The 23,101-nt window shown below is 45.6% G+C and carries 33 protein-coding genes and 1 tRNA gene; 31 read left to right on the top strand and 3 right to left on the bottom strand.

Going from position 1 to position 23,101, the window contains the following annotated elements; all coding sequences use genetic code 11:
• Positions 1-26 precede the first annotated feature (26 nt).
• Positions 27-368: a MazG nucleotide pyrophosphohydrolase domain-containing protein gene (locus NSQ72_RS16115; RefSeq protein ID WP_058837578.1), complete on the bottom strand. Its 342-nt coding sequence runs from the start codon at positions 366-368 to the stop codon at positions 27-29.
• Positions 369-501: 133 nt separating this feature from the next.
• Here NSQ72_RS16115 and NSQ72_RS16110 point away from each other — a divergent pair, with 133 nt between their 5' ends.
• On the top strand, positions 502-1,080 hold the full coding sequence (locus NSQ72_RS16110) for an LOG family protein (protein ID WP_041088147.1): 579 nt from the start codon (positions 502-504) through the stop codon (positions 1,078-1,080).
• 62 nt (positions 1,081-1,142) lie between these two features.
• Here the strand turns inward: NSQ72_RS16110 and clpP are convergent, their stop codons facing one another.
• Positions 1,143-1,739, bottom strand: a complete 597-nt coding sequence (gene clpP / locus NSQ72_RS16105) for an ATP-dependent Clp endopeptidase proteolytic subunit ClpP (protein WP_024427684.1) — start codon at positions 1,737-1,739, stop codon at positions 1,143-1,145.
• 260 nt (positions 1,740-1,999) lie between these two features.
• Here clpP and NSQ72_RS16100 point away from each other — a divergent pair.
• The 17 genes from NSQ72_RS16100 (at position 2,000) to NSQ72_RS16025 (ending at position 12,029) form a co-directional block, all read left to right on the top strand.
• A tRNA-Arg gene (locus NSQ72_RS16100) sits at positions 2,000-2,075 on the top strand.
• A gap of 183 nt (positions 2,076-2,258) precedes the next feature.
• Complete coding sequence (locus tag NSQ72_RS16095) at positions 2,259-3,245, top strand: tyrosine-type recombinase/integrase (RefSeq protein WP_341084648.1); 987 nt, start codon at positions 2,259-2,261, stop codon at positions 3,243-3,245.
• 143 nt (positions 3,246-3,388) lie between these two features.
• Positions 3,389-4,309: a hypothetical protein gene (locus NSQ72_RS16090; protein WP_341084646.1), complete on the top strand. Its 921-nt coding sequence runs from the start codon at positions 3,389-3,391 to the stop codon at positions 4,307-4,309.
• A gap of 89 nt (positions 4,310-4,398) precedes the next feature.
• A complete protein-coding gene (locus NSQ72_RS16085; protein ID WP_341085047.1) occupies positions 4,399-4,722 on the top strand; it encodes a helix-turn-helix domain-containing protein in 324 nt (107 codons plus the stop codon).
• A 238-nt stretch (positions 4,723-4,960) separates the two neighbouring features.
• Positions 4,961-5,248 (top strand): hypothetical protein, encoded by a 288-nt coding sequence (locus NSQ72_RS16080; RefSeq protein WP_341084644.1) that lies wholly within the window; start codon positions 4,961-4,963, stop codon positions 5,246-5,248.
• 2 nt (positions 5,249-5,250) lie between these two features.
• On the top strand, positions 5,251-5,586 hold the full coding sequence (locus NSQ72_RS16075) for a hypothetical protein (RefSeq protein WP_341084642.1): 336 nt from the start codon (positions 5,251-5,253) through the stop codon (positions 5,584-5,586).
• Positions 5,587-5,609: 23 nt separating this feature from the next.
• The gene (locus NSQ72_RS19375) at positions 5,610-5,816 is read left to right on the top strand and encodes a DUF7695 domain-containing protein (protein ID WP_135226363.1); all 207 of its coding nucleotides are present in this window, start codon (positions 5,610-5,612) and stop codon (positions 5,814-5,816) included.
• Positions 5,797-6,075, top strand: a complete 279-nt coding sequence (locus NSQ72_RS16070; RefSeq protein WP_341084640.1) for a hypothetical protein — start codon at positions 5,797-5,799, stop codon at positions 6,073-6,075. Before NSQ72_RS19375 ends, NSQ72_RS16070 begins: the two co-directional genes overlap by 20 nt.
• A gap of 1 nt (position 6,076) precedes the next feature.
• Positions 6,077-6,418 (top strand): hypothetical protein, encoded by a 342-nt coding sequence (locus NSQ72_RS16065; protein ID WP_341084637.1) that lies wholly within the window; start codon positions 6,077-6,079, stop codon positions 6,416-6,418.
• Positions 6,418-6,696 carry a hypothetical protein gene (locus NSQ72_RS16060; RefSeq protein ID WP_341084635.1) on the top strand — a complete coding sequence of 93 codons (279 nt, stop codon included), beginning with the start codon at positions 6,418-6,420 and terminating at the stop codon, positions 6,694-6,696. Before NSQ72_RS16065 ends, NSQ72_RS16060 begins: the two co-directional genes overlap by 1 nt.
• Positions 6,680-7,048 (top strand): hypothetical protein, encoded by a 369-nt coding sequence (locus NSQ72_RS16055; protein WP_341084633.1) that lies wholly within the window; start codon positions 6,680-6,682, stop codon positions 7,046-7,048. Before NSQ72_RS16060 ends, NSQ72_RS16055 begins: the two co-directional genes overlap by 17 nt.
• Position 7,049: 1 nt before the next feature.
• Complete coding sequence (locus tag NSQ72_RS16050; protein ID WP_341084630.1) at positions 7,050-7,886, top strand: hypothetical protein; 837 nt, start codon at positions 7,050-7,052, stop codon at positions 7,884-7,886.
• Entirely contained in the window at positions 7,883-8,095 is a 213-nt protein-coding gene (locus NSQ72_RS16045) for a hypothetical protein (RefSeq protein WP_341084627.1), read from the top strand. The genes NSQ72_RS16050 and NSQ72_RS16045 overlap by 4 nt, the downstream gene beginning before the upstream one ends.
• Before the next feature lie 20 nt (positions 8,096-8,115).
• Positions 8,116-8,877, top strand: a complete 762-nt coding sequence (locus NSQ72_RS16040; RefSeq protein WP_341084625.1) for an ATP-binding protein — start codon at positions 8,116-8,118, stop codon at positions 8,875-8,877.
• Positions 8,878-9,528: a hypothetical protein gene (locus tag NSQ72_RS16035; protein WP_341084622.1), complete on the top strand. Its 651-nt coding sequence runs from the start codon at positions 8,878-8,880 to the stop codon at positions 9,526-9,528.
• Positions 9,525-10,916 (top strand): DnaB-like helicase C-terminal domain-containing protein, encoded by a 1,392-nt coding sequence (locus NSQ72_RS16030; protein ID WP_341084619.1) that lies wholly within the window; start codon positions 9,525-9,527, stop codon positions 10,914-10,916. Before NSQ72_RS16035 ends, NSQ72_RS16030 begins: the two co-directional genes overlap by 4 nt.
• A 111-nt stretch (positions 10,917-11,027) precedes the next feature.
• Positions 11,028-12,029 carry a toprim domain-containing protein gene (locus tag NSQ72_RS16025; RefSeq protein WP_341084616.1) on the top strand — a complete coding sequence of 334 codons (1,002 nt, stop codon included), beginning with the start codon at positions 11,028-11,030 and terminating at the stop codon, positions 12,027-12,029.
• On the opposite strand, the gene NSQ72_RS16020 is transcribed toward NSQ72_RS16025, so the two are convergent.
• Positions 12,026-12,331: a helix-turn-helix domain-containing protein gene (locus NSQ72_RS16020; RefSeq protein WP_341085046.1), complete on the bottom strand. Its 306-nt coding sequence runs from the start codon at positions 12,329-12,331 to the stop codon at positions 12,026-12,028. The two genes, NSQ72_RS16025 and NSQ72_RS16020, sit on opposite strands and share 4 nt — an antisense overlap.
• 350 nt (positions 12,332-12,681) lie before the next feature.
• On the opposite strand from NSQ72_RS16020, the gene NSQ72_RS16015 reads away from it, so the two are divergent.
• From NSQ72_RS16015 to NSQ72_RS15955, 13 genes are all read left to right on the top strand, one after another.
• Positions 12,682-13,869: an AimR family lysis-lysogeny pheromone receptor gene (locus NSQ72_RS16015; RefSeq protein WP_341084613.1), complete on the top strand. Its 1,188-nt coding sequence runs from the start codon at positions 12,682-12,684 to the stop codon at positions 13,867-13,869.
• Positions 13,870-14,138: 269 nt separating this feature from the next.
• Positions 14,139-14,774: a hypothetical protein gene (locus NSQ72_RS16010; protein WP_341084611.1), complete on the top strand. Its 636-nt coding sequence runs from the start codon at positions 14,139-14,141 to the stop codon at positions 14,772-14,774.
• Between the two features lie 144 nt (positions 14,775-14,918).
• Complete coding sequence (locus NSQ72_RS16005) at positions 14,919-15,062, top strand: hypothetical protein (RefSeq protein ID WP_341084608.1); 144 nt, start codon at positions 14,919-14,921, stop codon at positions 15,060-15,062.
• Positions 15,059-15,583 (top strand): hypothetical protein, encoded by a 525-nt coding sequence (locus NSQ72_RS16000; RefSeq protein ID WP_341084605.1) that lies wholly within the window; start codon positions 15,059-15,061, stop codon positions 15,581-15,583. The genes NSQ72_RS16005 and NSQ72_RS16000 overlap by 4 nt, the downstream gene beginning before the upstream one ends.
• A 249-nt stretch (positions 15,584-15,832) precedes the next feature.
• A complete protein-coding gene (locus tag NSQ72_RS15995; RefSeq protein ID WP_341084603.1) occupies positions 15,833-16,606 on the top strand; it encodes a hypothetical protein in 774 nt (257 codons plus the stop codon).
• Between the two features lie 13 nt (positions 16,607-16,619).
• Positions 16,620-16,868 (top strand): hypothetical protein, encoded by a 249-nt coding sequence (locus tag NSQ72_RS15990; protein ID WP_341084600.1) that lies wholly within the window; start codon positions 16,620-16,622, stop codon positions 16,866-16,868.
• A 2-nt stretch (positions 16,869-16,870) separates the two neighbouring features.
• Positions 16,871-17,305 carry a group I intron-associated PD-(D/E)XK endonuclease gene (locus NSQ72_RS15985; RefSeq protein ID WP_341084599.1) on the top strand — a complete coding sequence of 145 codons (435 nt, stop codon included), beginning with the start codon at positions 16,871-16,873 and terminating at the stop codon, positions 17,303-17,305.
• 40 nt (positions 17,306-17,345) lie between these two features.
• Positions 17,346-18,098, top strand: coding sequence for a hypothetical protein (locus NSQ72_RS15980; RefSeq protein ID WP_341084597.1), 753 nt, complete (start codon positions 17,346-17,348; stop codon positions 18,096-18,098).
• A 176-nt stretch (positions 18,099-18,274) separates the two neighbouring features.
• A complete protein-coding gene (locus NSQ72_RS15975; protein ID WP_341084595.1) occupies positions 18,275-21,091 on the top strand; it encodes a DNA polymerase in 2,817 nt (938 codons plus the stop codon).
• Positions 21,088-22,137, top strand: a complete 1,050-nt coding sequence (locus tag NSQ72_RS15970; RefSeq protein WP_341084593.1) for a hypothetical protein — start codon at positions 21,088-21,090, stop codon at positions 22,135-22,137. Before NSQ72_RS15975 ends, NSQ72_RS15970 begins: the two co-directional genes overlap by 4 nt.
• Positions 22,137-22,340 (top strand): hypothetical protein, encoded by a 204-nt coding sequence (locus NSQ72_RS15965; RefSeq protein WP_341084590.1) that lies wholly within the window; start codon positions 22,137-22,139, stop codon positions 22,338-22,340. The genes NSQ72_RS15970 and NSQ72_RS15965 overlap by 1 nt, the downstream gene beginning before the upstream one ends.
• On the top strand, positions 22,337-22,873 hold the full coding sequence (locus NSQ72_RS15960) for a crossover junction endodeoxyribonuclease RuvC (protein ID WP_341084588.1): 537 nt from the start codon (positions 22,337-22,339) through the stop codon (positions 22,871-22,873). Before NSQ72_RS15965 ends, NSQ72_RS15960 begins: the two co-directional genes overlap by 4 nt.
• Entirely contained in the window at positions 22,874-23,059 is a 186-nt protein-coding gene (locus tag NSQ72_RS15955) for a hypothetical protein (RefSeq protein ID WP_341084587.1), read from the top strand.
• Positions 23,060-23,101: the final 42 nt, after the last annotated feature.

The following is a 23,101-nucleotide window of genomic DNA, read 5'->3' as shown; positions in this document are numbered from 1 at the left end:
GCTTAGAAAAACACGTGACAGCTTGGTCACGTGTTTTTTACTGACTCTTTTTCTCCAGAAAAACGTTTTGTGAGTTTCTGTTGATGAGCGCTGAAGACCTCTTCTACTGTGACGTCATAGAGATCCGCTAAAATGAGGAGGTTTGCTAAGACATCTCCCATTTCTTCAATGAGTTCTTTCTTCAGCTCAGATGATTCCTGTCTCTGCTCATCAGGCCGGTCTCGTCCAATTTCTATTGCTCTAACAGCACGAGCGAGTTCTCCCGTTTCTTCCATTAAGAAGCCTAACCGGATAAACGGTCCATATTCTGTCCAATTTCTCATTTGATAAAAATCCTTGATCCACTTCTCCATTTCAGTTGTTTGCATTCTCTCTATACAGCTCCTTATATGGTGTTCACTCTTTTGATTTTACACTATATATAGAAGAAACGGCTGTTTTTTTACAAATCATTATAGTAGAATGAGTGAAGAAATCATAGAGAGAGATGGAGCTGTTTTGATGAAAACGATTTGTGTGTTTGCTGGTTCAAATCCAGGTGTAAACGATGTCTACAAACAAAAGGCTGTAGAGCTGGGGGCTTATATGGCGAAGCAGGGCATTCGTCTTGTTTACGGCGGATCGCGTATTGGGTTAATGGGCGCGATTGCCGATGAGGTCATGAGACATGGCGGGCAAGTGATCGGTGTCATGCCTAAGGGGCTTTTTAGAGGAGAAGTCGTGCATCAAGAGCTGACAGAGTTAATTGAGGTAACAGGCATGCATGAACGAAAAGCGAAAATGAGCGAGCTGGCCGATGGGTTTATTGCGATGCCAGGTGGCTTTGGTACATATGAAGAATTATTTGAGGTGCTGTGCTGGGCACAAATCGGCATCCATCAAAAGCCGATTGGATTGTATCAAGTGAATGACTATTTCAACCCGCTTATGGACATGGTGAAGTTTAGTGTACAGGAAGGCTTTTCAAATGAATCACACCTTCAATTGTTACATGCTTCGAGCGAACCGGAGGAATTAATCACGCAGATGGCTTCTTATCAAACACCGTCTCTTCAGCAGAAATGGACGGAGCTGTCTTAAAGTATATGTTTAAATGACAAAAAACCGTCTGTTCAAGGAACAGACGGTTTGTGTTGTGATCATTATTTTTGGTCTTCTGTATTACGGGTCAAGACTTTGTCAATGAGTCCGTATTGAAGTGCTTCTTCCGCTGTTTTGAAGTTGTCACGATCTGTATCGCGCTCAATGACTTCAATTGGCTGACCAGTACGTTCAGCAAGTACTTGGTTCAGTTTATCGCGTAAAGAAAGGATTCGTTTTGCCGCAATTTCAATTTCTGTTGCTTGACCTTGGGCTCCGCCTAGTGGTTGGTGAATCATGACTTCACTGTTTGGAAGAGCATAACGCTTACCTTTTTCACCAGCAGCAAGCAGGAACGCACCCATAGATGCAGCCATACCAATACAAATAGTTGATACCTTTGGTTTAATAAATTGCATCGTATCGTAAATGGCCATACCAGCTGTGATTGAACCGCCAGGGCTGTTAATGTAGATAGAAATATCTTTTTCTGGATCTTCAGCTTCTAAGAAAAGCAGCTGTGACACGATGGAGTTGGCAACATTGTCATCGATCGCAGAACCAAGCATGATAATACGGTCTTTTAAAAGACGAGAATAAATGTCGTAAGCTCTTTCCCCACGATTTGTTTGCTCAATGACTGTAGGTATTAAATTCATAATGTTCCTCCTTCACCTTTTAGGTAAGTATGTAATTCTTAATTCAATGATACATTTTTGGTCAATAAAGGTCAAACAAAACGCTGACCTAAATTCAAATACCCCTATCCATTTTCCCCAAAATCATTCCACTTCAAACCATCATAATAGTTTATGTATCCAAAGTAAGAAAATACATCATCATGACGAATGATTAATCATTGCTTTCTCGCAGTATTTCCCTTATAATTTGATATGCTGACGTTCAAAAAACATATCGTGCGCTCGTAGCTCAGTTGGATAGAGCGGTGGTTTCCGGTACCACGTCTGCCGGGGGTTCGAATCCCTCCGAGCGCGTAACAACGTTTTAACGCCGTTATATCAACGTTTTCCAACGGTCCGTTAATGCGATAAGTGTACGGAAGGGCGCGATCTAGGAAGAAACGGACATTCGTTTTTTATCCGATTTCGTGTCTTAGCGGACAAACTAGACCGATTCTCTACGAAGCCTTGCGGAATAATTTCCGGGAGGCTTTTATTATGGCGAATATAAGAAGACGGCAAGGCGTGCGTAATAGGCGCGATGTAGGTAGCGATCGAATTCGGTCCTCATTCACGACAATAAAAGACGCATTAGATACGGTAGTTACCGTTATGACTGCGCAGAATTTTAGAGAAAGAACCATTGGTGACTACTGTGCCCATTTCGGCGAATTTTTGGACGAGACTGCGTTAGATCCTGCGATGCCAATTACGGCGGTCACCGAAGATCATTTCCATACTTATATTACGATAATGTTAAAGAAGCGCGGTCTATCGCCGGTAACGATTAACATTCGGTTAGGCGGTATTAAATCGTTATTCAGTAAGATGGTAGAGCGCGGCCTTATTAACGAGAGTCCTTGCGGTCGTGTGACAAAGCTACGTACCGATCAGACCGTTGTTAAAAGTCTTACTGATTCGCAGGTAAAGCGATTCTTCAGCGTCATCGATAAGGATACTTTTGCGGGATTCAGAGACTACGTGGCGTTTTATCTTTCATTAAAATGCGGATTAAGGTCGAATGAACTAGAAGGCCTCGAGCCGACCGACGTCGATTTCGATAATAAAGTTCTTATGTTGCCGGGCGCAATCAACAAGAATCGTAAAAACCGTATGGTCCCGATGACCGAAAAAGTTGCCGATAATCTCCACCAACTTCTATTAGAAACGGAAGACTATTTCGGAGTTGCGCAAAAGGTATTCGTAAATCAGTACGGAGACGAGATGGCGAAGGAACATTTACGGAAGCGCGCTGCCAAGTACGCTGGAATGGCGAACCTTAAAGGAGAATGCCGCGCAAGTATCCATAGCCTACGTCATACGTTTGCGATCAACTATCTACGAAATGGCGGAGATATCCGTTCGCTACAAAAGATACTTGGCCACGCTGACTTAGAATCTACGCAAGTATATCTCGACTATGTTGATGATGTCGTCGTGGAGCAATTTAATAAAGCGAATAAAAACGACACTCTCGAAGTGTAAAAGAAAACCTCGTCTAAATAGGCGGGGTTATTTTTTTTTTGAAAAAATATGTCTAACGTGAGAAGTTTATACGCAGTTAATTATGAAAGCGAAAATAGCATTGTGAATTTTGTACGTTTTAGATGGAGGGGGCGGTGTTGCGTTTGTTTAATGCTCAACAAGAAAAAGCACTAGAGGTTCTGGATGACTTGGTTGAGTCAGGTGTTGATCTCACTAAACTTCGCAAGGAATTATCTACCAAGAAATTCAACGCTGATAGAAAACGATTATATAGGGCGTTTGGAGGTCTTAAAGAATCATTAATAGCGTATGGTCTATTTGATTCTACAGCCGTTCCAAGCGAGATAGAACTTAATAGATGTTTTTCGGTAGACGGAGATTATCGAGTGGTTGAAAACAATTATGTTATCTCGTACCTGAAAGCACTGTGTAACTTATCAGACATTGATTTCAAACGCATAAAAGGTGAAGCATGGATTAAGGCTCAACGAGAGGCTTTAGATTCGTATGTGAGAGCCGCATTTCCTCACGGATTGCTCTACTCTACTTTAGAAAAAAAGGGGAAATACCACATCAAACATTATATAAATAAATTTTACAATGGTAATATACGCAATATTTGTATAGATTGCGGACTAGATATAAACCTATTAACCGATTGCGGCAGTCGATCGGCTTCAATTTTAAATGGGAGGAAGTTCGAGAATCTTGTGAAACGTATCCTAGATGCTCTTTATCCTGGAGAAGTTAACTACCAAGTTCGTGTTGACGACAGTATACCTGATTTCATTGTTGATAGTATTGGGTGGGTTGACGCTAAACTGAACAAAAATACTGTGTTTAACAGACGATGTTCTACGATTACAAAATACTTAAAACATACAGACAAGTTAACTATCATATACGCCATAGATAAGCCGATGCATAACTCCGACACTCGAGTAACTTTACTCAGTGTTGAATATTTTAAAAGAGACCTGAAATTGTTAGGTAGATTCGACCTGTACGATGAAATTGACGTTTTTATCTCTAACTGCTTAAAGACGGGCGAGGTGGTAGCGTGACAAACGAACACCAACGGCTCGTCTCCGTAGAAACTCAGTCGGAATATAACTTAACGTCCGGAAAGTCTGAAACGCGTATCTTCGTTAAGATGTACGTCGATGCCGTCAAGAAAGGCTTGATCGCGGATATCGGGCCTGAACGTTGGCAGACGCTTTGCGTACTATCATCGTTTATGAACGCAAACGGCGAATGCTATCCGACGCAGGATCAAATCGGGGAAGCGCTAAATTTAAGCCGAGTTGCAGCAAATAAGCGGATACAATCGCTATGTGAATACCGATGGCAGGGACGACCTCTCGTCGTTAAGAAACAAGGGCGCGAAGGAAAGACTCAGCGGTGGGAGAACACTCGCTATACGATACTTCCGATTAGTCAACTCGCTATTTTTGACGGAGATACGGAGGAATTATAAACGCCGTGTATCGTCTACCCATATACGGCTGACCCGTACACGGCTCGGCTTTACACTAACTAGAACCATCTTTTAACTAGAACCATTAATAACTAGATAAATAATAGCGCTCAATCAAAACCTTTCGCGCAAATAATTACTTTAAAAGATATATCTATCGCGATAAAAGTTATTTGCAAAGAGTGAGCGTAAGCGAACGAATTGCTACGGTTTTAAATAAAACGGAAAGAGGTGCGTTATGTTTACGAAACATGAACTCGTTACTATATACGAAGCGCTTACCGAACTAGGCCCGAGCACTCAGTCGCAATTTAAAGACGGCGTAAAACTAAAGGTGGGCGATTTAAGCGACAAAGTATTGCGATTAATAAACGAAAGAGAATCGACGATTTCCGAAGAACAGGCGGAGGAGATACTCGCACTTGACCCGGTTAATCTACGTCCCACTCAGTACGAAATAGAGGAACTAGGTAAGGCACGAAAGATTCTTGAATCGCGAATCAATAAACGAAAAGGAGTCCGATAATCATGGCGATTGAAATTCCGATCTCACCCGATTACCGACTAACATCCGACGTCCACAACATCATCGTAAATGAACGCTATTTCACCGACCCGACCAAAGCGCCGGGCTGGGCGAAGAAACTAGCCGAGAACCCTGACGCCGACCCAACGCCGGTCGAACGCTGGCGAGAAGTTTCATATCACGCTACGGTTGATCGCGCCGTCTTGGACGTCATGAATCGGAAAATCAAAACGTCGGATGCGACGTCTTTAGCCGAGATAGCGCAAATGGTACGTGAATTTCGCACGGAATTAGCGGCGGCACTGACGATCGAGGGCGCTAATACTACCGACAAATAAAACGGTTAGGAGGCGGTTAAATCGTGACTAAAAAGATACTTCGTAACGCAATCAAATGCAAGCACTGCGCCGAGATAATCGAATCAAAATCAACGCACGATTTCCGAAGATGTTCCTGCGGAAAAGTATTCGTTGACGGGGGATTTGCATATCTACGTAGGGGATTCCCGGAACAACCCGCCGAAAATCACTTCGAGGAGTTGTCAAAGTATGAAGAAGACGAAGGATGAAGAAATCGCAGAATTACGTCAGGCAATGGCGGAGCTTATTGCGGAGAATGAGACGTACGTCGAGTGCCTCCGAATCGTTCACGACACGAGACCATCTGAGTATGGCAGTTTTAAAGTTAAACTATCTACCGGAGAAACTATCGTAAGAAATACCGAGGGTATTTACGCATCTATTCCGGAGTGTAGCGAGTTAGAGTTTATCGTCGACAAGGATTATGTAATAGATGAATTGGTCGCGGACATAAAAAGGAGGCGTTAAAATGAAGCCGGAAATCACTAAAGAGCAGGCGGAAGCTATAACGTATTTAAGAGGACTCGGTAGGGACGACGAATATATTTTGAGTCACTTTGGCGTATATGTCAGACATTGCGCGGTACTGAACAATTTAAGTCGTGTTTCATTAGCGGCTGCGTTAATCAACGGATATGAAATCGTAATGACACCGGAGGAGAAGGTACGAGATTACTACGAATCTAATTACGCCAAACACGAAAAGTCGAAGCCGTTTAGCGGGGAAGACCATTACACGACAGGTGTTTCGCAAGGAATTAAACGAACCCTCGAACATCTCGGCATCAAAATCGAAGGGGTGAATGCGTAATGTACGATAAACCGTTATATATCGTAAAAGGTTCATATCGAGTAGGTGGCGACTTTTCGTACTATACGACAGAGGAGGAGTTCAAACGACTGAAGACGGTGGGTGCCGAACGTTTAATGAGCCGCGACTTCATAACGTTTGGTGCGACTTGGAACGAATTTTATCGGGATCGCCACGGAGAAGTCACCATTTCAACGCGTGGTCTATGCCGATTACAACTCGAATGCAACCCGGACGCCAAGCGTAAGGAGGAACGGGATAATGCCCGAAATAAATAAGCCTATCGAAAAATGGACGGCACGCGACTTCATCGTCTATCTACACGAACGACACCTCGAAGTCTACGGCATTAAGTACGTCGCCAATAATCGCGGCATGGAAGCGCGGAACCTAAAGACGATGATTGGCGAACATGGGGCGGCTATTGTACGGGACTTTATCGACGCGTGTTTCGCGCATAAGAAACCGACGTCTCAGTGGCCCGGCTGCAACTTCGGCTTTATGTTTTCGTATATGCGAGACCGGCATCTGCCGCCGTTACTCGTAAAGCAAAAGACGGCTAAACAGTCGGAAGAAGACGATCAAAGGGCGGCTGCACAGTCGCAAATAAACTACGGGGAGTTGTTTTAGTATGACGAAGTGTAAGACGGAGAAACGTAAGGAAAACGTTGGCGAGCGTATTTTGATTACGAATGTAGATGTGAATGAAACGCGGTATGAAAATGGCGCGGTGCTAGATGTTATAGATTCTCAAGGGCGGGTGGTACACGATAAAAAGGGTCGGCTTATCTACGATCATGAATACGAAGTCATCGTCGGAGAACACAAGCCAGCACCGAACCTAGACGAAATGGACTGTGACGAATTAATTGCGCTAGTTGAGGACGCAATGAAGGCGCTAAGAACACGCTCATATAAGAACGGCTACGATCAAGGACGTTTTGATGCGGAAATTGAGGCGACGCATGGTACGTATGAAAAGTCCGATCAGCAGAAACGGGATGATATCGTTGCGAAAGCGAAGGAAGACGTTAGGCGATTGCTTGAGAGTGACTACGGACATGACCACGAATTTATCGTAAACACTGCTAAAAGAACAGTCGTTGACCTGAGAAAAATAAAAGGGTGTACAAATATAGTCCGAAGAGGAATTGCCAAGTGCGCCCCTACCGACTGCTTCAACGCACACATCGGTAAGGCTATTGCGCTAAGACGTGCGTTAGGGTGGTCGGTTCCTGCGGAGTACCTTAACGTGCCGCAGCCGACAGAAGTGCGTGTGGGTGACGTGGTAGAATTTACGGGTATGAAAGGGGCCAAGTATGTGACCACGGTACACCGCATCGAGAACGGCATAGTGTACAGTAACGAACCGTATGTGGACTTTTACTTAGCCCATGCTAGACGAATCGGATTGCTCGCAACTGATCCGAAAACGATCGACGATACGAGAGAGGGTGAGGGCGAATGAAAACGGTGAATGTACGATACTTCAAAACTAGCGGTAAATATTATACGGATGAGACGATCGAAATTTCGGAGACGTTAAACGGATATGAGGCACTATTTGAAGAAATACCGAAGCATCACCGAATTAAAGAAATGGTAATGTCGGTAACGGACAGTGACGACGGAAAAGAACCATACATTGTTCCGCATCTATTCTTTCCTAAAAATTGACCGAAAGGAGGTGGCTATGAATGACGAATGAATCGCGTTGCCTACTCGCAAGAAAATGCGCCCAAGCCGGCGGCGTTAATTGTACGAAACACTGCGAACTATACCTCGGCTTGCATGGCTTAGACGGCGGAGGCGGACGGTCAGGCGCGGCTGGATTGGCGGAAGACTATCGGCTAGTGACGCTGAGCAACTCGCCGGCACGCGGCGATCAGCCCGGAGCTTATAAGGCGGCGGATACTTATGCGCAGACGTTTGAGCGTCAATTTGACGCCGAAGCCGACCGCATTAAATCGCTGTATTTATATAGCGCGAAATCAGGAACAGGCAAAACTACGACGGCAGCGGCTCTTTTAAACGAATATCTAACAGTCCATTACATCGGCGCCTTGAAGCTCGGCATACAACCCGACCAGCGTCCGGCTTATTTCCTCGATGTTAATGCGTGGCAAAACGAATACAACGAGTTTAATAGACCGCGAGTACCCGACGCAATCGCAGAGCCGGCAGCCAAACGATATTATACCGCGCTAGAAGCAGCAAAACGAGCGCCTTTCGCAGTGCTGGACGAAATAGGCATGAGAGACGTAACGGACGGATTTCGCGGCGATTTACACACGATAATCAACTACCGCGTGACGAACCGTTTGCCGACCGTTTATACGTCGAATATTAAAATAGAAAACCTGCCGGAAGTTTTCGAGGAAGCGCGACTGGCGGACCGTATCGCTGACCAGTGCAAAGAAATCGTCTTCGCGGGCGAATCAAAAAGGAGGCGGCTGTAAATGGGCGGATTATCATTGACGGAAATTCAGTACCTACGCGACCTACTCGTTGCGGATTCGTTGGCTAACGGAGAGGGCGCATCAAAACTCGCTATTTTCGATAAACTAGATGCGCTTGAATTTGCGGACCATACGCCGGTCTATAAAACTGGCGACCTAGTTTCCGTCGAAGGCTATAAAGGACGCGTCTTTTATATTGACTGCGCACGCTATATCGAGGAAACGTCGAAAGAGGCCGTCTTTAACTTTATTGAATACGATCTGTACGAGGCGATCAACGGCGAATGGTTAGAAGCGTTCGAGGCGGACATAACGTTATTAGCTAACGCGCTCGTTGCGGAGGATTACTTGGCGGACTTCAACCTTGAAGACTATCCGCCAGCTAGAAGTACCGTTTATCTAATAAACTACGAAACGGAGGCGGAGGAAATGGCGGCAAAAGAACAGCCGAAGACACCGAGACAGCTCAGCGCGATTGAAGCGGAAAAACGTAAGCAGGAACGTAAAGATGCGGCGGCACAAACCGATAACCTACTCGACATTTATAACTGGAATAAGGCGCAGTATGAAAAGACGGGTGAGGTAACGTTTAAGGCGAAGATGGACGAAACTATGGCGCAATTGGCTGGCGAGGGAGCTGAACGCCGATGAGTTTCGGATCTTCTCTACTATCGAAAGTAATCGAAGCAAACGATCCGTCGGCTTTATTGCGCTATGGCTTGACACGCAAGGATTTCCAAACGGATGGCGAACGGGCAGCCTTCGAATATATTAGTGCCTACGCGGAAAAGAACGGCAACCAAGCGCCGACCGCCGAGATGGTAGCGACCGAGGTACCGACATTCCAGCCGGAATTCAGCATCGACGCAACGTTCGAGTACCTGGCGCAGAAGGCGAAGGAAACGGCTGCGTTAAACGACTTTACCGAAATATTCAACGATAAGTACGACGCCAACGGAGTCAAAAAAGCCGATTCGGAATTTATTCAGCGATTCAACCGTGTACAGGAAGGAGGTAATCCGCAGGAATTTTTTGATTGGTTGACCGAAGTCGCGGAACGGAGTAAAATAAGAACAAGCGTTCGTAAATCGGTGGGAACAAACGTCGTGACAGACGTCGATAAGTTCCGAGCCGAATACGAAAAACGCAAGGCTGGCGAGTCTTTCCGCATATGGAACAGTAAGTTTCCGGCGCTTAATAAGGCGATCGGCGGATACGTTAGCTCGAACATGTACGTTGTGTACGGAAAGCCAGGGCGCGGCAAGTCGGCGATCACACTCGAAGAAGTCATTCATTGCGCAATCCAAGGCGCTAACGTTCTTATTTGGTCGATGGAGATGGGATGGTTTGAGGTCCTCGTACGTATCTACGTATCACTTTCCGGAGACCAAGGCGTCGCTTTAAGCGAAATCGACGGTCAACAAATGGAAGCCGGCTTTGATTCGAGGGACGTTCGCCAGGGCAAGTTATCAGAAGAGTTCGAGGCAGGCTTTATGGAATTCATCGCGACGTTGAATACGCTAATAGCTGGATCTATTACGGTCCGTGCCGTAGATGACAAAGACTTCGATTCTCGTTCGCTAAAAGACCTCAAAGCGGATATCGAACAAACGAATGCAGACGTGGTTATGATCGACCCGTTTTACTACCTTGACTACGAATCTAACTCGAATAAAACGACAGGCGGTGCGGCTGCCGATACGTCCAAAAAGATGCGCCGTTTAGCCGGAACGATGGACGTTGTTATTTTCGCCATTACACAAGCCGGAGAAGATGACGCGACTGAAGACGACTTAGGTAATCGTGAGATCAAGTTGCCGAAGCGTAAAGACGTCAAGAAAACCTCGTCCTTACTAGAAGATGCTGCGGTATTAATTCCGGTTGATACGAACGCAAGAGAAGGTCGGGGCTTGGTTGGCGTCAACAAAGGCCGCGACGGTGGCGAGGATGAAGTCGTTGAGATCGTTTATTTGCCGCAAGTCGGCTTAATTAAGCAAGTAGCGGCTGAGGAAACGGATTTAGCGGCTTTCGGATTCTAGAAATTGGAACGCCTACCATGAATTACACCGTAAATATCTGAATCTTTTCGACAAATTACGACTACAATGTCGATGAGAATAGTGTAATATAACGAAAGGAGTCGTATATACATGTCGATCATTACGATCAATGGCGTCCCGACGGACGTCGACATACGCGAAGAATTAGAGCGATTCGAATGGGATAGGCCGACTTGGCATTCTGACCGTTTAACAGCGGCAAGCCCTTTTCGCGACGATCGGACTCCTAGTTTTTACGTTTACTACGAAGACACTCCGACCGCAAAAGCCGGCTATTTCGGGGATAGCGGCACGGGCGAACGCGGCGGCTTCATTAAATTACTTGCGTTCCTACGTGAAGAAACCGAGGAAGAGACGGCTTATTATCTCACCGAGACTTACGGTACTGGCGAAGGCGAAACGCGACTAAAACTCCGTGTTCCTCGTTTAAAAATCGTTGAGCCTAGGCGTCCATTAGCCGAGACTTTACTGGACGAGGTTAAAATCGGTCCGAATGCGTACTTAACTAATCGCGGCATAAGCGAAGAAGTCCAGCGCGAAGCAGGCGTAGGTATAGTCGGACAAACGGTGGTGATTCCGTGGCGGCTGCCTGATAAACGCCTAGCAAACGTGAAGTACCGATCGACCCGTAATAAAGCGTTTTGGTACGCAAAAGGCGGATGGCCGATCCGTGAATTAATCTACGGCATAGACACCGTTTATGCTGATCGCGCCAAAGTAGCCGTTCTTGCCGAGGCTGAAATCGATGCGCTTTCGTGGCGTACGGCAGGCTTTTGCGGCATTGCGACAGGCGGCAGTAAATTTTCCGATCGAAAGGCGGACATAATTGCGCAGTCACCGATCGAATATTTAATAGTAGTATCTGACAACGACGAAGCCGGTGAGAAATTGCGGGAGGAGGTCGAGCTAAAGATGCGCGGCAAAGTCAGGCTTGCGCACGGTTATATAACGAAAGGGTACAAAGATGCGAATGAATTATTGATGGCGGAAGGTGAGGGCGCTCTTAAGCGAGTTGTTGATCGTGCGGAGGCGGTAAGTATTAACGTAAGGTTCGGGAATATCCGAACTTTCGGTCGGCGGAGGTTGTCTTAACCCTCCGTGTTGCTACCGGATAAAGGACGCCAATTATATAAGTCTTCGACCGGGCAGTCGAGGCAGCGCGCAATAGAATACGCCATTTCAACGTTAGGGACGTTTCTAAGCGCTATATAATCGGAAAGCTGCGTTTTTGAGATTCCGACCATTTCTGCGAGTTGAATAAGAGTATAACCGCGTTTATAACACAGCTCCTTTATCCGGCAATCGACGACCGAATACTGCGAGATAAACACCTCCGCAAAGCAAAATGCGTGCTTTACGAAGGAAATTATACCACATAACCGCGCCGATTCCATCGTCATTCGGGCGGATTTGGTAGAATTCGGACAACCTTTTCGATAGGTACGTCCAATTCGAGGCAAATACGTTCTATTACGCGGAACTCTAAGTTAGCGCCGTTCATCGCAGGCTCTTTCGTAATTTTAGCCTGAGTAGATGACGACATAAAATTGCGCAAATAACTTTTGGATTTACCTTGCTCTCTCAAAGTGTCAAAGAGCGGGGAGAAATCAACCAATTCATACACCTCCAATAATTTATGGAAAATATTAAAAATATATGTTTACGTACGCGAACATATATAGTATACTTCAATTATACTCAACTTATATAAAAAGACAAGGAACAATGAAGGGGGTCAGAGCTTTTGGAATCGATTAGACGAGAATTATGTAGTTTGATTGAAGATAGTGATTTAAAGTATAAAGAGATCGCAAAAATCATTCGAGCAGATAAATCAACCATGACACACTTCCGGAACAATGGGACAATTAGTTTTAGGTCACTTGTAATCCTCGCACATTTCCTATTTCCGAATAACTCCAATAAAAAAATTACCGAATGGTGTTTGTCGATTCAAAAGACTGATAATAATGATTACTTAAAACAAATGATGGAGTACGCAGCAGTCACAAGGAATACAGATTTACTAACAGAACTAATCAATACTCACGCGAAGACTTTCGGTCTAGAAGATCATGTGCAGATTTACCGAACTATATTGAAGTACATCAACGCAGAAATAAGTATTGACAGTATGGTAGAGGAGATGAGCTTCTTCTCAAAAAGTAGGCATAAAGAATTGCGAATATTATCTTCTATTTATATGTGTTATGGTTATTATGGAAAAGGTGAAATTCATTCAATCCTAGACAAAGCACCTTCAATCGGCGATAACATCAAATCGCTAGGGGGCAAAAAGAAACTCTTCATTAAAGAGTGCTACGTTCATCGTTATGCAGAGTTAATGTCGCCCGTATTCTTACGTTTGAATAATCTAAGCGCAGCCAAACACTACGCAACTATTATAAAGAATGGAAATATCTCTAATAAGTCCGTTTCCGACGCGAACTATATTTTGGGGATGATTGCGATGTCAAAAGGGAAGCGGGACGCAATGTCTTTGTTCGAAGAGAGCTATAAATATGCTTATAGAACGGGTGTTGATTTCGTTATTACAAACGCAAAAAACAACTTCCTTCTCGCTGAGGCGTATGTTAATAGAAAAGACCCTGATAAACTTTCGGCATTATTAGCTCAATTAAAGGAGGTGATATACGAAGAGAGAAAAGACGACTTTTACATATACCTTGAAAAATATAAAACAGGTAGTGTCGAAGGGTTATTTGAGTGCCATCGTCAATTCCTTTTCAACTCAGACTTTTTCTTTTCAGCGTTAGTAATGAGAGATTTCAAAGACGCTGGGGTGCCTAAGTACCTAATTGATACGTTTTCAAACTACAACTACACGAAAAAGGGGATGCTTTATTTTGAAGAAAATTTTATTGAGTGTTTTATTGATTTCAGTAATCGCGGTATCAACTGTACAGCTTAACAAAGGGACGGAAGGCGCTTTAGAAGCAGATCAACCGTATAAAACAGCAGATATACGTCCAGGAGGATAACGAGGCCATTAGGCTTCTTTTTTTTGCCTAAAAATAGAATCTAGTTTAAAATCAAAATCTTTTTTTAGTTTTTCAACTTTCAAAGATTACATAATTGTTTTTGGTACTATATGGTCATGGAAGAAAAATTATAAAAAAAACACAAACTCGTGTCCGTCCTTTGTTCTGATTACGCAGTTATAAGTGAGAGGTGATTTAGTTGAAGAAAAACAAAAACTTAATAGCGGTCATACAGACTTATCAATCTACAAAAGACCCTCAATTATTTAATCAAGTCTTTGAACACTTTCAATATCTAATCAAAGGGGTTGCTTCGAAATATACTAGAAATTGTCGACTTCTTTTCGATGACATGGTTAGCGTCCTCAACGAGAGATTATGGTTTTGTATCGATAACTTCGACTCATCAAGAAGCATTGATATTGAAGGCCACCTGAAAGTCCAATTATTTAGATGCGCCATAGATTTCACAAGAGGGAAACAAATGACTTACGTTAGTAGAAGAATACCAGTTGGTACAACTTCGGAGGAAAATGCGGCAACATTTGAATCCGATGAGCACTTCAATCTTGAGGAGTACGTAATTTCACATACTTTTGGGGAAACAAAAACGGACCATGATAAGCGGCAACTTATCAAGGCCCTCACAGAAAATACTGACTCAATAACGAGAGCAATCGTTACCGAGCATCTTGCGAGCGAACGACCAACCTACTCATCAATCGGAAAAAAAGTGGGCGTTCACTATAAGAAAGTTGAGCGCGTTATTAAAGGATTAGCGGAAAACTACGACGCATCAAAATACGGCGAGCGTAACGCTTACCTGTCTGTATAACACGCCATAATCACGTATCTAGGCACGAGGGCTTCGCTACGTATTTTAATGATAATCGATTGAGAATCGAATTTCAAGCGAACACCATGCGAACAACCCTCCGTCTAGTACGTTTAACCTAATCGAAAAGGAGACTAACGTACTATGAAACAACCTACAAACGATTTCCCACCCGTAGTAAACATCCAAAAATTAACGGAATTACAATACGAAGGCGCACTAAACCGCGAAGATGATCCGGCGGACTATTACCGACCGAATACGATCAAGGCGGTGCGCGTCGGATGAAACCTTCCGAAATAACCATAACCCACCACGCAAAGAAGCGGTTTAGAGAGCGGTTTGGTATCGACAATCATTATGCCGCACGTAATTGGATCGCGCAGAAAATGGAGCACGCCCGGTATCTCGGAATCACCGTAGATGAATCCGGAAAAGAGGCACGTATGTACGCGAGTAAAGGCGTAGTTATTCATTTTGCGGTAGACTCAAACGTCGTTATTACCGTTTATAAAGAAAAAGATAACGCCGGATCAATCGCCAAGCGTTTACTTATTGACGCCTATAATATCGTACAAAAGAACGCAAACGAGGCGCTTAGTAAAACAGAAACGTTCTCGGAGGAATTAGACGAAGAACTGCGTTGGCTAGGCGAAGAACTCAAACGTACTCGTTCGAAAGCTAAAAGAATGGCGCTACAGGCTCGAATTAATGCCGTTCAAATGCGCGTCGATGAACTGCCTACCGAATCACTCGAACTCAAGCGCAAGGTAACACGCTATGCGAGAGGAGTGGCTGCGTATGTTTGACGATTTCCTAATGTATTTCGCATTCGTAGGCAGCATCTCGACATTCATAATCGGCGGCATGTACTGGTCGCTTGTACGCGAAGAAAGACGGACTAAAGGCGGCGAATGACCGCCGACGCTCGGAGAATACCGGGGCGTTCGTTAAGTAAAACTGTCGCGTCGCTATGCCATGCGCTGGCGGCGTCTCGGGCGCAGATACCGGTGTTTTGCGAGGGTCAAACCCTAAAACAAATTAACGGAGGTAATCGGATGACAAAGTACACTAGCGGAGCTGACGCTCTAAACGCATTGAACGCAACAAATGAAGGAGGCGGCGGAGGTAATAGCGCCGAGTTTGCGAGCTTTAAGACGGGAACGGTTTATAAGGTACGCGTTATGAGTGCTTTCGATCTAATTCGCTTCTTTTCATACGGAATCTATAAGAAAGTAAATTCGTTCTCGGCGGCTAATCCGAGCACGCTAAACAAAAACGGCTTTCCTGAGTCGAATCTAACGTCATGGGATCGCGCGTGGAAGTATTACCAAGACCAAAAGAAAGCGGCGGCTGATCGAGGCGACGCCAAAGCGGAAGAGGCAGCTAAGCAAGAGGCGGCTAAGTATCGCGTCAAAGAACGATATGCGCTCGGTTTTATTAACCTTGAAACGGGGCTGCCGATCATCGTCGACCTTTCTAAAACGCAAGCTACGACGGTTCACGCGGTCATTAAAAAGCAGGAAAAGAAGCTAGGCCGTATCGCGTTTGAATTGGAGAAGTCCGGTTCAGGTACGAACACAGTCGTTTCATTAACACCTCTTATCGATATGGAAGAAGACTTGACGGAAGCTGAACGCAAGCATTTTACCGATCAAAACGGTAAGGAATTCGATATGACGTTATTTGACGGCTTAATTTACGAAGCAGACGAAAAGGAAATGCTCGAAAACCTTGTCGCGGCGGGCTTTAACTTGGCGCTGATCGAAGAATCGCTTGACGGCAGCGCAGCAGACGACGAACTACCAGCCGAAGAAGACTTGCCATTTTAAGGAGGGCGTATAGATGCGGGAAGTTAAAACGGAAGCGCAGACGTTAGATTTATCGAAAAAGGTCACCGTAGAAGTTTCGTTGGCGGAGTTGATCGTGTTATCGGCCTCGGCTTGTGAGGTAATTATCGGTGATTTAAGAAGGAGATTGTCGACCCACTGGAATGAAGATTTCGGATATCTAAGAGATACGGAAGCGAACGGGGCATTAATCGCTAGAAATATCGACGAGATCCTCGCCTCACACGGCGTGAAGGAGGACTGAGTATGGCGCACAAAGAAGAAACGATTGGCAAATTCGCCGAACTGATCGCTCGCGCTGCCTTAATGGCGGCCGGCTGGTCAGGCGTTAGTAAGCCGGAAACCGAAGAACCGTATGATATTCTCGCGGCCGAGCCGATTACGGGCGCAATCAAACGTATTCAGGTCAAGACGATTCGTGACCGTCGGGACAGCCGCGGGTGCTTAACGGTCAGTGGACGGAAGAACACCGGTCAGGCTTATACGAAATCTGATACGGATTATTTTATCGGCGTGCTAATCGAAGACCACGAGACCAAAGCGTATATGTTCGAATGTCGCAATATTACGGACTATTGGATGCCGCGTAAGAACGAAGGCGTCCGAGCATGGCACGAACTCAAACTGAACTTGGACCGCGCATTCTTGGCGGCCCTAGAAAACGAAGCGGAGGCGGTTTGACCTTACCGGGTCGGACGGTCAATCAAAGGAGGACGAAACGATGGCGGCATTAAAAGGCGTAAAGACGCTCGATATGGTGGACGGAGAAATCACAAAAGTTGCGTATGAAGGTGCGGAGTATGAGAAGACGGAAAGTCCCGTTGAGGCGGGCGATTTGTTCTTACTAAAGGAAGGGCATTTCGTTATCGGCGGAGCAGCCGGCGCTTTTTATTCGACTAAAAAACACGAAGAGGGCGGCATCGTAATTCCGACAGCCTCTATAGGTAACGCATCATACACGCAAAGCATTGAAAAAGGTGTAGCTTTCCGAAAAAAGTATACACGACTAAAAGTCGGTGATTATGCGAAGGTGGTCGATGAGGGAGAAATCTCTATTACAGGAGATATCGTTAAGATTACGGAAGATGATCGCGGTAATATTCCTTTTAGATGCGACGTTATTACGGGTAAAGGAGCCGGCGACTACTTTTGGGCGCAAGAATCCGATATAGTCCTCGCAACCGAAGACGAAGTCGCAGCCGCCAAAGAAGCGGAAGCAAAACGTTCTATCGAAGCGAAATGGGCGAAGATCGACCGCAAAGTTGACGAGTATAAAGTCGGCGATATTGTTGCGTATGATGATCCAGTTTTATTTATGAATGAGGGTATCGGAGAAGTTATCGTAGATTCAGAGTGTTATAGAGGCCCGAAAATCGGCGCGATAGACTACAGGGGTGCTCTAGAAGAATACTTCTTACCTACATCAAGACTCACGCTAATCACTCCGGTCGAGGCACGTTTTGATCGCAGCTAAATGCACCGCCTGCCAAGCGCCTATTAACGAAGGCCAGTCCGCCGTTTACGATTCACTTTACGAAGTGTATTGTTGCGACGGTGACTGCTGGTCGGAGTTTTATGCGGAAATTGAGACGGTTCATAAACGGAAGTGGACGGAAACCATCGAATTTTAAACGGGAGGGAGGACGCGACGTGGAAATCAGGCCGTTAAAACTAAACGTAACTGCGAGTAAGGCGGCGCCGGCGGTCGACGTTGCTAAACGTAAGCAAGCGGCCAAGTCAGAGGAAACGTTAGACGAAGCATTCGATCGCTTGAAGAGAACGTGTAAATTCTCCGATAAAGAACGTCGCGAATTTGAAGCGGCATGGCGAGCGCAGAAAGCCGGCGAGCTAGTACGTACTAAAAATACGAAGCTGACTAAAACTGAAGCATGCGCAATCGGACGCCGTCACCTTGAAAAAGAAAACGAATCTTTGCGACACGAACGTATGCAGGAGACGCTAAGAACGAAGCCTGATAACTACTACATTATTACAAAGGACGCCGACCTGGCGCCTATGATCGAACGATTACGAGCCGAAGTTCAGGCGCAGCAACTAGATCCGTGGTTCCGAAAAGTATTCGATCTATTCAACAATACGCATATTCGCAGCAAATTAGCCGAGCGTGGCATCGAAGTTCCTTTGGCCGTTTCATTTACGGAATGGGATACGGAGACATCCGGTACAGATACGTTTATGGATATGTCGGGCGGCTATTCGTTTTGGCTCCCGTGCTTAAACGAAGGTTACTACGTCGCGTACGGTCATTTAACCGAAGATGAACAATGTACGCGATCGGCTGCGCTTGATATCTGCCGAGTATTTATCGAAGACGCACGACACATAAAATCGTTCCACAATACGCCCTTTGACTACGCTATGTTCTTGAATGACGGGCTGAAACCGAAAGGATTCCGATACGACTCACTTGATGCTGCTCGATTAATGAACGAACACGAGCCGTCGTTTGGCCTGAAGGAACTAGATACGAAATACAAAGAACATACGGGAACGACGCATTTAGACGGATACACTTTCGAGGATCTATTCGGAAAAGGTTCTCCGATGATCTATTCGCCTGAGATCGTAGGCATTTACGCGATAAAGGACGTTGAAAAAGGCTGGTATCTAACTCGTTGGCAGATCGATATGATGTTGAAAATCGACGACTTATACTATCCGTACTTTGAGATCCGTCAATATCTATACGAGGTTAACACGACGATCGAGCGAACTGGCTTTGTAATCGATGATGCTGAATTGTTGCGCCTTAAATCGGAGTATGAACCGCAGTTACAGAAAGCGATAGATGATATTAACGAAGCATACGGAATCGATGCCGAGTTCTTACGTTCAATGTCGATGCACATAAAAGGAGATAAAATCCGAGCATGGCAAGAAAACCGCGAAAAGCAAATTGCGAAGCAGAAAGATATGCTTGCGAAATGTGAGGCGGAACTACAGAAAGCGAATCCGACAACCAAGAAATACACGCAGCTTAAAGAGCGTATCCGGAAATACAAAACAGAGCCACTCGCGTCTGCTATTCCGGAGAATGCACCCGATTTCATACACGAATTTAACCTAGACTCCGACCAACACCTACAGTATTTAATCTACGACGTTCTCGGAATTGAAGATAAGACGAAAATTATCGACAAGAAAAAAACACGCGCCGTAAGTAAGGACGTTCTCGCGCTGTATTTTAAAGAAGACGCACGCTTGAAGCCACTTGCGACATTTTCGGAACTATCTACGTTATTAGGAACGTTCATCAATCGAATTCCTAACGTTAAGGATGTAGATGGGCGTCTTCATACGCAATTACAAACTGTATCGACGGGGCGCTACAGTTCGAAAAAGTACACAGGAAAAGATAACGAGATTTACAGAAACGATATCAACGATAAGAATTTTCTAGAATACATGCGTCTATTAGTAGATGCGCCAAAGAAGACGGAAAAGGGGCGGAACATTCAAAACATTCCGTCGCGAACTGAAAAAGGTCAGCGCGTACGAATGGCGTTTAAACCACCGGAAGGCTATACGTTCATTGGATCAGATTTATCGTCAATTGAACCGAGAATACAAGCGCATAGAATGGCGACAGAATTTAACGATGAGATATTTGCGGATATGTACCGACGTGGGTTAGACCCTTACGTTGAATTCGCTTCTATCTTATTCGATGTCCCGCGTGAAATCTGTACGGAGGATTATTATAAATCCGTAAAAGGGACCGACGATTCCGTCCCGGCCTACCGTAAAGCTATGAAGCAGATGTTTCTCGCGATTGGCTACGGTCAGGCATTCGATATGTTTTATAAAGGCGTTATACCATTTGGGATCGGTAAGGATCAGGCGTTAGTCGCTTACGAGAAGTTTGACGAGATTCTTCCGGGATTCAAGGGGATGGTTGAGTCTACATTCGAACACCTACGTAAGCACGGATGGACGGCGACAATCTTTAAGCAGAAGCGGCGCTTTCCGGGCTATGTCGAAAAGTACAAACGACTTTGCCAACTGATGCGCAAATGCGGAATTACGGACAAAAACGATCCGGACCTCGGCAAGAAAACGAATAAATTACGATGGGAAGACCGATCGGAGTTTTGGGACTTGATGCGATTTACTGGCGGCTGCGAACGCGCTGCATTTAACCACACGATTCAGGGGTCGGGCGCAAATATCTTACAGATGTGCATGATACGCGTTTATTACGAGTGTGTTTTAGAGCGCGGCTGGGAATTTCCGTTGACGCTTCACGATGAGTTAAAGACGGCTACTCCAAACGAGCAACTAACAGAAGAAGCAGTCGAGCTATTTGACGATATTATGACGAACACATTTACGCTCGTACTTCCGTTAGGTTGTGACACGGTAATTGAGCCGTGTTGGATGGACGAATACAGTCCGGATGATTGGGACTTCGAGAATTGTAAACCTAAAAAGGACGTGATTAATTGACGGCAGACAAACGAAAATTAGCGGCTCAATTACTTAGTAACGACGGTTCTTCCGAGCCATCATTTGCGCAATCAATCGCGGATGAACTTGTATCGTATCTTAACGAATGGCACTCGCTGCCTGAGACGTGGGATAACCAACTAGACGCAGATATTCACCGATGGTATGCGAACGCGCCAAACGTATTTCCGAAGCGGCCGTATTACTCACCGTCGGCAGCAAACGCATGTCCGCGCGAACTATATCACAAGGCACTGAACGCGAAAAAGGACGTCGAAGCCAAGCCGCCATATCAAGGACGATGGACGCGCCTGGGAACGGCGATCGGCGACATGATCCAGCGCGATATTTTGTTTATGGCGAAGCACTTCGGCAAAAAGACAGGCCGTGTATGTCCGTTTGACTTCGAACGCAACGAAGACGGTACGCCGGTATTTGAGGACTTCGCCAAACGGAATCATAAGATCGAGCGCGGCGGTCAGACATTTTATCTATACGGGACTTGCGACGGTATTCTGCGGTACGTGACGGCGGATGGCGAAATCTTACGGGTTGGCCTCGAAATCAAGTCGAAGCAAACGACCGCAGCCAAGACATCGCTACACTCGATGCGTGAACCGGAAGCAAAGCACGTAGCACAATGCGTGACTTACGGACCGATGTATGGCGTCGATTATTACGTTATTCTCTACGTCAATGCGTCCAAGAAATCGTGGGTCTATCCGGAAGGTGAGTTCGAGAAGTCGCCGGACATCCGAGCGTTCGGTATCGAAATTAAGCCGCATGACATTGACGCGATTCTTGATAGATTCGTAGAAATCCGAAATGCTGTCGATGCAGGCACGCCGCCGGCGCTTGATCTCGGAGCATGGACGTTCAACAACTATAAAACTACGATTGCTAAGTCGCTGACGGACGAGGAACTACAAACCATCCGCGAGAAAGTAGCGCAGGTTCGTAGGTCGGGAATGTACGCAAGCACAAAGCAGCAGTACGCAGAGGCGCTCGCATTTATCGAGAGAGTACGAGAAGGGGAGGCGGTTTGATGACGGTAGATGACGTTATGAAACGTGTCGAAGATATCCGACAAGTAGCCGAAGCTGAAGATGACGAGACGGCTCACGGCATGGAAGACGAATTGTATACGGAGGTTTTAAAGGCAATCGCAAATGGTGCAGATAACCCGGAAAAACTTGCGGCAGAGGCGTTAAAGACGGAGAAAATCGAATTCTATCGGTGGTTAGGATGACCGCCGCCAAGCCTATTCGCATCCTTGCGCTGGACATATCCACGAATCCAGGCTTCGCAGTCCTCGAAGTTAAGCACCTAAAGTCAGGGCCGCGTATCAACCTCGTTCACGTAGCATCTGTCAGCACGACAAGCCAATCGCCGGATAGCCATCGCTACTCTTATATCGAAGCCGCAACGACAATGGTTCTGCACGAATACGGACCATTTGACGTAGTTGTCCGCGAACATTTCACGGGTGGGCGAAATAAGAGGTCGACGCAAACAGTGTTCGGAGCATGGTCGGTCATTGATATGGCGCTTGGTAAATATGGATACAAGGCCGATGTAGAGATACCGCCGACCACAGTTAAGAGGGATGTGACTGGAAAAGGCAGCGCATCAAAGGACGAAGTAGAGGCGGGGGTAAGGCGGATGCTTGCGTTATCGGATGACTTTACGTTTCGTACGGATGATGAATCGGATGCGGTGGCGGTTGGACTTTCGTATCTAGTTCGTGAAGGCGTAATTGAGAAACGGAAAGGGGCGGAATAGATGGACGCAGGATCAATTGTTGCGGTTATTGTGCTTTCGATAGTTGGCGGATTTGTACTGTGCAGATCATTCGGATATGCTTTCGATAATTTTCAAGATTATGCGGTTGCCGTTTTATCAGGAGTATTTATCGGTTCATTCGCGATGCTTTTTGCGTTAATTTACGACGGATTCCTTACTACTTAGCCGTGTGTACAGGGGGCTAATTAACTTACCGGAAAACACGAT

Origin of the sequence: Bacillus sp. FSL R5-0659 (assembly GCF_038008785.1) — a bacterium.
Lineage (GTDB): Bacteria > Bacillota > Bacilli > Bacillales > Bacillaceae > Bacillus > Bacillus safensis.
Note: the sequence above shows the minus strand (reverse complement) of the source record. Positions and strands in the feature narration are given on the sequence as shown.